The sequence below is a fragment of the Halomonas faecis genome (assembly GCF_010993975.1).
GTDB lineage: Bacteria > Pseudomonadota > Gammaproteobacteria > Pseudomonadales > Halomonadaceae > Halomonas > Halomonas faecis.
In genome coordinates this window covers 142,241-150,105 of sequence record NZ_JAACZO010000003.1, presented here as the reverse complement: position 1 = coordinate 150,105, position 7,865 = coordinate 142,241, and the positions used below count along the sequence as shown (strand labels likewise).

The 7,865-nt window shown below is 63.7% G+C and carries 7 protein-coding genes; 1 reads left to right on the top strand and 6 read right to left on the bottom strand.

Translation table 11 applies throughout. The annotated features are described in order from the left end of the window. The coding region (locus tag GFD32_RS02435) for an aminotransferase class III-fold pyridoxal phosphate-dependent enzyme (protein ID WP_163574968.1) at positions 1-977 on the top strand (977 nt) is incomplete at its 5' end. Between the two features lie 67 nt (positions 978-1,044). Here the strand turns inward: GFD32_RS02435 and lpxC are convergent. The 6 genes from lpxC to murC all read right to left on the bottom strand — a co-directional run bounded on the left by lpxC (position 1,045) and on the right by murC (position 7,845). Then, positions 1,045-1,956 (bottom strand): UDP-3-O-acyl-N-acetylglucosamine deacetylase, encoded by a 912-nt coding sequence (gene lpxC / locus GFD32_RS02430; RefSeq protein WP_163574967.1) that lies wholly within the window; start codon positions 1,954-1,956, stop codon positions 1,045-1,047. 109 nt (positions 1,957-2,065) lie between these two features. Further along, complete coding sequence (ftsZ, locus tag GFD32_RS02425; protein ID WP_163574965.1) at positions 2,066-3,241, bottom strand: cell division protein FtsZ; 1,176 nt, start codon at positions 3,239-3,241, stop codon at positions 2,066-2,068. Positions 3,242-3,274: 33 nt separating this feature from the next. Further along, positions 3,275-4,561, bottom strand: a complete 1,287-nt coding sequence (gene ftsA / locus GFD32_RS02420; protein WP_089686343.1) for a cell division protein FtsA — start codon at positions 4,559-4,561, stop codon at positions 3,275-3,277. 190 nt (positions 4,562-4,751) lie between these two features. Beyond that, a complete protein-coding gene (locus tag GFD32_RS02415; protein ID WP_163574963.1) occupies positions 4,752-5,483 on the bottom strand; it encodes a cell division protein FtsQ/DivIB in 732 nt (243 codons plus the stop codon). Beyond that, positions 5,480-6,406: a D-alanine--D-alanine ligase gene (locus GFD32_RS02410; protein ID WP_163574961.1), complete on the bottom strand. Its 927-nt coding sequence runs from the start codon at positions 6,404-6,406 to the stop codon at positions 5,480-5,482. Before GFD32_RS02410 ends, GFD32_RS02415 begins: the two co-directional genes overlap by 4 nt. Beyond that, positions 6,403-7,845, bottom strand: a complete 1,443-nt coding sequence (gene murC, locus GFD32_RS02405; RefSeq protein ID WP_163574981.1) for a UDP-N-acetylmuramate--L-alanine ligase — start codon at positions 7,843-7,845, stop codon at positions 6,403-6,405. Before murC ends, GFD32_RS02410 begins: the two co-directional genes overlap by 4 nt. Between the last annotated feature and the right edge of the window lie 20 nt (positions 7,846-7,865).

The following is a 7,865-nucleotide window of genomic DNA, read 5'->3' as shown; positions in this document are numbered from 1 at the left end:
CGTGTTCGAGACTCTGCCGAGGCTTGGCGAAGATGACGACCTCGACACGCTGCTGCCGTGGCACTGGAAAGACACTCTACCGGGCTGACTCACATCGCAACAGGTGGGGTTACTGGATCGTTTACGGTGACACCGCCGGCTGCATGGCGGTGTGCGACCCCGAAGAGGGCATGCACGCGCTGTTCGCCGGCTACCTGCCACGCCACCGCTTCGCCCCGGCGCCCACGGCTCCCTTCGATGCCGAGCCGGCAGCGGTGGCGGCGGACCTGGCCGCTCTGCGCAAGGTACTGGAGACACACCACCAAGAGATCGCCGCGCTGCTCATGGAGCCCCTTCTGCAGGCTGCCGGCGGGCTCAACATGACCTCGCCTCACTACCTGGCTGGCGCTAGGGCGCTCTGCGACGAGTTCGACGTATTGCTGGTATTCGACGAAGTGGCCACCGGCTTCGGGCGTACGGGCAAGCTGTTCGCCAGCGATCATGCCCAAGTCGCCCCGGACATCCTGGTGCTCTCAAAGGGGCTCACCGGCGGCTATCTCGGCCATGCGGCCACGTTGGCCACGGACCGGGTGCACGATGCCTTCATCGGCGACGGCCCCGATCACGCCTTCATGCACGGGCCGACCTTCATGGGCAACCCGCTGGCCTGCCGGGTGGCCCTGGAGAGCCTGGCGGTGTTCGAGGAGGAGGATTACCTGGGCAGGATCGCTGCGCTCAATCGCGTGCTCAGCCATGAGTTGCTGGAAGACCCGGACCTGCGCGCGCATCCGGCGGTGGTCGATGTACGAGTGCTCGGCGCCACCGCCGTGATCGAGACCCGAGCGGCCGAGGAACTCACCGGCGTGGGCGACTGGGCACGCAGCCAGGGCGTGTGGCTTCGCCCCATCGGCCGCTGGTTGTACACCATGCCGGCCTATGTCACCTCGCCCGAAGAACTGCGCAGCATTACCGACACGATGAAAGCCTGGTTTCGCTGAGCCCCTACACGACCGACGCCCCGCAAGCGGGGCGTCGAGAGGAGCTTGAAGACACGCTGGCAGAGCGTCAGGCCATGGCAGGCGCCGCATAAGAGATGGGAGCCAGCTGACGCTCATTCTCGAAGGTGACGATCTCGTAGGCATCCGGCTGATCGAGCAGGGCCCGGCACAGCTGGTTGTTGAGGGAATGCCCCGACTTGATGCCCCGGAATTCCCCGATCAGGCTATAGCCAAGCTGGTAGAGATCGCCGATGGCATCGAGCACCTTGTGCTTGACGAATTCATCGTCGTAGCGCAAGCCGCCTTCGTTCACGATGCGGTAATCGTCGACCACGATGGCATTGTCGAGACTGCCACCCAGCGCCAGGTCGTTGGCGCGCAGATATTCGAGGTCGCGCATGAAGCCGAAGGTACGCGCTCGGGCGACTTCCTTGACGAAAGACGTCGTCGAGAAATCGACCACGGCCGTCTGCTTCTGCTGTTCGAACACGGGATGGTCGAAGTCGATCGTGAAGGAGACCTTGAACCCCTGATGGGGCAGGAAACGCGCCTCCTTGTCCTCGTCGCGCACCACTACCTCACGCTTGATGCGGATGAACTGCTTCGGAGCGGCTTGCTCGGCAATGCCTGCCGACTGGATGAGGAAGACGAAAGGGGCTGCGCTGCCATCCATGATCGGTACTTCCGGAGCGCTGACGTCCACGAAGGCATTGTCGATGCCGAGCCCGGCGAGGGCCGACATCAGGTGCTCGACCGTCGCCACCTTGACGCCGTCACGGGACAGCGCGGTGCATAGCGTCGTGTCGGTCACCAGGGCCGCATCCGCCGGCAACTGCACCTCGGGTTCGAGGTCGGTACGCACGAAAACGATGCCCGTGTTGACCGGTGCCGGGCGCAAAGCCAGGTAGACCTTCTTGCCGGAATGGAGACCGACGCCAGTGGCACGGATGGTATTTTGCAGAGTGCGTTGTCTGATCATGGGCAGAAGCCAGGCCGTTGTAAGTTATCAAACGCCGTTCACTATAACACCGAACGCACGTTTCAACAAAAAAACATCGCCTGACCCGCCCAATCGAACGATAGAGCCCTCAATCGGCCTGCCGCCGCAGGAAGGCCGGGATGTCGAGATAGTCATCAAGTTCCTGTGGCGAGCGGCGCTTTTCGGCCTGCGGCTTGGGCGCCTCCTGAGGCTCGGCCTTGGCCGCTGTCGTCTGCTGGCGCATCGCCGCGGGTTGCGGCTGGGGCTTGCGGTAGTCGCGCCCCTCGACGCGCTGGGTGGATTCACGCCCGGTCGACTTTTGCTGACGCCCCTCGAGGCCCGCCGCCACGACGGTGACCCGCAGTTCGTCGGTCATCTCCATGTCGATGGAAGTGCCGACCACGATGGTCGCATCCTGTGACGCAAACTCCTGAACGGTGGCACCCACGTCATTGAACTCGCCGATGGAAAGATCCGGGCCGGCAGTGATGTTGACCAGGATGCCGCGCGCGCCGTGCAGGTCGATATCTTCCAGAAGCGGGCTACGGATGGCCTTCTCGGCCGCCTCCCGGGCACGATTCTCGCCAGTGGCACCGCCGGTTCCCATCATCGCCATGCCCATCTCGGACATCACGGTACGCACGTCGGCAAAGTCGACGTTGATGATGCCGGGGCTGGTGATCAGTTCGGCGATGCCCTGTACGGCACCGAGCAGCACGTCGTTGGCAGCGCTGAAGGCATTGAGCAGACTGGCGTTCTTGCCCAGTACCGATAGCAGCTTCTCGTTGGGAATGGTGATCAGGGAGTCGACGTGCTCGGAGAGCTCCTTCATGCCCTCTTCGGCCACGCGCATGCGCTTGGGGCCTTCGAACGGGAACGGTCGCGTGACCACTGCGACGGTGAGAATCCCCAGCTCCTTGGCCACTTGAGCCACCACCGGGGCGCCGCCTGTGCCGGTGCCGCCGCCCATGCCGGCGGTGATGAACACCATGTCGGCACCGCTGATCAGTTCGGCGATGCGTTCGCGATCCTCCATGGCCGCCTGACGTCCCACATCGGGATTGGCGCCAGCGCCGAGCCCTTTGGTGATGTCGTTGCCGAGCTGGAGGACGGTTTTGGCCGCCACGCGCTTGAGCGCCTGGGCATCGGTGTTGGCGCAGATGAACTCGACGCCTTCGATGCAACTTTCGACCATGTGATTGACGGCATTGCCACCGCCACCGCCCACGCCGACTACCTTGATGACCGCACTGCTCGAGGGTGCGCTATCTACCAGTTCGAACATAAGCCCCGTCTCCTGGACCGCGCCGCGGCCCTGTCAGAAATTTCCTTTCAACCAGCCCTTGATCTTTGCCAGCGCCGGAATCCCTTCCTTCGTGCCACGCCGGGAGACGTCTTCACGCCTGGGTTGCGCCGTCACCACCCTGCCCTGGCGGCCTGCCCCATGCCGACCCTCTTGCTGTAAGGCGTAATGTAGCAAACCGACGCCGGTAGAATAAATCGGGTTGCGCACCACGTCGGCCAGTCCACGCACATTGTGCGGTGAAGCGATGCGCACGGGCATGTGGAAAATCTCCTCCGCCAGTTCCACCACTCCTTCCATCCGCGAAGTGCCGCCGGTCAGGACGACACCGGCAGCGACCAGATCCTCGAAGCCGCTGCGCCGAAGCTCATCGCGGATCAGCGTGAACAGTTCCTCGTAGCGCGGCTCGACCACCTCGGCCAGGGCCTGGCGAGACAGATCGCGGGCCGGCCGGTCGCCGACGCTCGGCACTTTGATCATTTCGTCGCTGGCCGCCAGCTGAGTCAGCGCGCAAGCATACTTGACCTTGATCTCTTCGGCGTACTGGGTCGGCGTGCGCAGCGCCATGGCAATGTCATTGGTGACCTGGTCGCCGGCGATGGGAATCACGGCCGTATGGCGGATGGCCCCTTCGGTGAAGACGGCGATGTCGGTGGTCCCCCCACCGATGTCCACCATGCACACGCCCAGTTCGCGCTCATCCTCGGTAAGCACCGACATGCTGGAAGCAAGCTGCTCCAGGATGACCGCATCGACTTCCAGACCGCAGCGCCGTACGCACTTGTCGATGTTTTGCACGGCGTTGAGAGCCGCAGTCACCAGATGGACCCGCGCCTCGAGACGCACGCCCGACATGCCCAGCGGCTCGCGGATCCCCCCCTGAGTATCGATGGAAAACTCCTGGGGCAGCACGTGCAATACGCGCTGCCCTTCCGAAATGGCTCGAGCACGTGCCGAGTCGATGACGCGCTCGATGTCGGAGGGAGTGACTTCGCGATCCTTGATGGCCACGACGCCATCGGAATTCATGGAACTGATATGACTGCCCGCCACGCCAACATAGACGGAATGGATATCGCATCCTGCCATCAGTTCGGCTTCTTCCACGGCACGCTGGATCGATTGTACGGTCGACTCGATGTTGATCACCACGCCTTTCTTCATGCCGCGTGAAGGGTGGGAGCCGATACCCGCAATCTCGATACCGCCATCATCGGTCGGTTGGCCCACGATAGCCACCACCTTGGATGTTCCGATATCCAGCCCGACTACCATGTTGGATGCGTTGGAGGTGACTGCCATGTGCCGGGGACACTCCTAGAACTTGACCCGTAGGGGATTTCTATTATCGCTGAAATGACTGTTAGGTCCATTATAGAAACAACAGACGTTAAATCACCAGCCCAATGCCAAAAAGAGACATCACGATACGGGGAAATCTTGCCAAAAGAAACACCCGAACTCGCCGTCTGGCGGGGCGATCCGGGAATAATCACTCCTCTTCGCGTGAAGAAAGCGTTGCCTGATCGCTATCCGTTTCACCGTGCCAGGCGACTGCGACCCCGTTGGGATAGCGCAGGTCGATGTAGCGAATGTGCGACATCGCGCTTCCGAGCTGTCGCCGCCAAGCCGCAGCGAGTCGTCCCAGCCTGGCATCGCGATCATTACGCCCCAGCATCACCCAGATACTATCATCGAGCTGAAGGCGCCAGGCCCCGCGTGCTTCGAGCCGCAGCTGGCTGATGCTCAGACCCAACTCGGCAAAGCGGCCCTCCAGACGCTCATGGTAGGCAAGCACCTCGGCGCTGCTGCCGCTCGGCCCGGCGAGATCTGGCAGGTCCGCTGCAGCCACTACCGGCTCGGGGTCGAACGGCTCGCCCTGAGGGTTGAGCAGAAGATCGTCGTTCCATCGCGCCACCGGCTGCTGTTCGCCCAGTTCGAAGGCCAGCCCATAAGGCCACTCTCGCGACACCCGCACTTCGGCGAGCCAGCCGATTTCGCGGGCCTGCCGCCGTAGTTCGGGTAGGGAAATCGACAGCCACGTCCGGTCGTCGACCAGCGGGGCCAGCTGACGGCGCAAGTAATCGGCCGTGACGTGGTTCAATTCGCCGCGAATCGAAACCCGTTCGATGGGGCGATCGAGCCATAGCCACAGCGCACGCCCACCGGCAACCAGCACCAGCAGCAACAGCACCGCACCCACCAGCGAGCCGCGCAATCTCATCGCTTCGGCAAGCCCAGCGTAGTATCCAGAATGCGCAGCACCAGGGCATCGAAATCGAGGCCGGCATGCGCCGCCGACTGGGGCACCAGGCTATGGTCGGTCATGCCCGGTACGGTATTGACCTCCAACAGCCAAAAGCCGCCGCGTTCATCGCGCATTGCATCGATCCGTCCCCAACCCTCTCCGCCAATGGCTTCGAAGGCATCGCGGCACAGTTCGCCTAGGGTGGCTTCATCGGCCGATGACAAGCCACAAGGCAGATGGTAGAGAGTCTCGTTGGAGACGTACTTGGCCTCGTAATCGTAGAAACCGCCGGGAACCTCGACGCGAATGGCTGGCAGAATGGTGTCACCGAGCAGCGACACCGTGTATTCCTTGCCGGCGACGAATCGCTCGGCCATCACCTTCGCATCGAAACGCGCCGCCTCGTGATAGGCGGCCTCCAACGCATCGCGGCCATCGACGATACTGATGCCCAGCGTCGAGCCCTCATGCACCGGCTTGACGATCAGCGGCAGGCCGAGTTCGGCCACCACGGCATCCCAGTCGGCGTCGGCCTCGAGCAACCGCGCAGCCGGCGTGGGCAGACCCAATGCCTGCCAAACGAACTTGGTGCGCTGCTTGTCCATGCCCAGTGCCGAGGCCAGCACCCCACTACCGGTATAGGGAATGCCCAGCAGTTCCAGGGCGCCTTGCAGGGTGCCGTCCTCACCACCGCGGCCGTGGAGGGCGATAAAGACCCGGTCGGGAGCCAGGGTTTCCAGACCGGAGAGTCCGCCTTTCGCCGGATCGTAACCCACGGCATCGACACCCTGACGCTCGAGCGCCGACAATACTGCCGCACCGCTCTTCAGTGACACCTCGCGCTCTGCGGAGTGGCCCCCATAGAGGACGGCGACGCGCCCATAGGCTCGTGCAGTCATGGCGTCACCTCACTGAACTGCAGACGGCTTTCCGCCAGCCCCTGGGCGATGCCGCCCACATCGCCGGCGCCCTGGGTGATCAGGATGTCGCCATCGCGCAACACCCGCGCCAGCAGTGCCGGCAGCTCCGTCTTGTCTTGCACGAATATCGGATCGACTTCACCGCGCTGTCGCAGCGAACCTGCCAACGCCCGGGCATCCGCACCGGGGATCGGCGCCTCGCCAGCGCTGTAGACATCCAGCAGCAACAGGGTGTCGACCTCGGAAAGCACCTGCACGAAATCCTCGTACAGATCACGCGTGCGCGTGAAGCGGTGCGGCTGGTATAACATCACCAGGCGCCGCTGAGGCCACCCCGCACGCACGGCACGAATGACCATCGCCACTTCCCTCGGATGGTGGCCATAGTCATCGACCAGCATCACCTCGCCCTCGCCTGTCGGTGGCGCGAAGTGGCCATGCACCTGGAAGCGTCGCCCTACCCCGGCAAACCCCGCCAGGCCGCGCTGGATGGCGGAATCGTCGACGCCGGCATCGCTGGCGATGGCGATCGCCGCCAGTGCGTTGAGGGCGTTGTGCCGCCCCGGCATGGACAAGCGTACCGGCAATGGCGCCAGACCGTCGGGGCGCTCGGCGGTGAAGCGGATCTCGCCGCCCTGCTGGACGAAGTCGCTGATGCGGTAGTCGGCATCCTCGCTGAAGCCGTAGGTGACGAACTGCCGATGCAGCCGCTCGCGAAGCCCCCGCACTTGGTCATCGTCGATGCACAGGATCGCCAGCCCATAGAACGGCAGGTTGTGCAGGAACTCGATGAAGGTACCCTTGAGGCGCTCGAAATCGCCGCCATAAGTGCTCATGTGATCGGCGTCGATATTGGTGACCACTGCCACCATGGGTTGCAGGTGCAGGAAGGAGGCATCGGATTCGTCGGCCTCGGCCACCAGGTAGTCACCCTCGCCGAGGCGCGCATTGGCACCGGCACTGGTCAGCTTGCCGCCGATCACGAAGGTCGGATCGAGACCGCCTTCGCCCAGCAGGGTCGCGGTAAGACTGGTCGTGGTCGTCTTGCCGTGGGTACCGGCCACGGCGATACCGTGGCGAAAACGCATCAGCTCGGCGAGCATCTCGGCGCGACGCACTACCGGCACGCGGTGTTCATGGGCCCAGCGAATTTCGGGGTTGGTCTCGTCCACCGCCGTTGAGACCACCACCACGTCGGCATCCACTACGTTGTCGGCGTCATGACCGATGGCCACGGGGATGCCCAGGCCGACGAGTCGAGCCACCACGGGCGAAGCCTTGATATCACTGCCGCTGACCCGGTAGCCCTCGTTGGCAAGCACTTCGGCGATGCCACACATGCCGGCTCCGCCGATACCCACGAAATGAATCCGCCGGATGCGACGCATGCCCATGCCGCGCCCACGATGGGGCGGCATGCTCTGTTCGGGAATCGGTC

What these genes read in the sequence shown, in the direction of transcription:
- lpxC (WP_163574967.1), bottom strand. Translation starts at nt 1,956, where the DNA reads ATGATCAGACAACGCACTCTGCAAAATACCATCCGTGCCACTGGCGTC.
- GFD32_RS02410 (WP_163574961.1), bottom strand. Translation starts at nt 6,406, where the DNA reads ATGACTGCACGAGCCTATGGGCGCGTCGCCGTCCTCTATGGGGGCCAC.
- GFD32_RS02415 (WP_163574963.1), bottom strand. Translation starts at nt 5,483, where the DNA reads ATGAGATTGCGCGGCTCGCTGGTGGGTGCGGTGCTGTTGCTGCTGGTG.
- murC (WP_163574981.1), bottom strand. Translation starts at nt 7,845, where the DNA reads ATGCCGCCCCATCGTGGGCGCGGCATGGGCATGCGTCGCATCCGGCGG.
- ftsA (WP_089686343.1), bottom strand. Translation starts at nt 4,561, where the DNA reads ATGGCAGTCACCTCCAACGCATCCAACATGGTAGTCGGGCTGGATATC.
- ftsZ (WP_163574965.1), bottom strand. Translation starts at nt 3,241, where the DNA reads ATGTTCGAACTGGTAGATAGCGCACCCTCGAGCAGTGCGGTCATCAAG.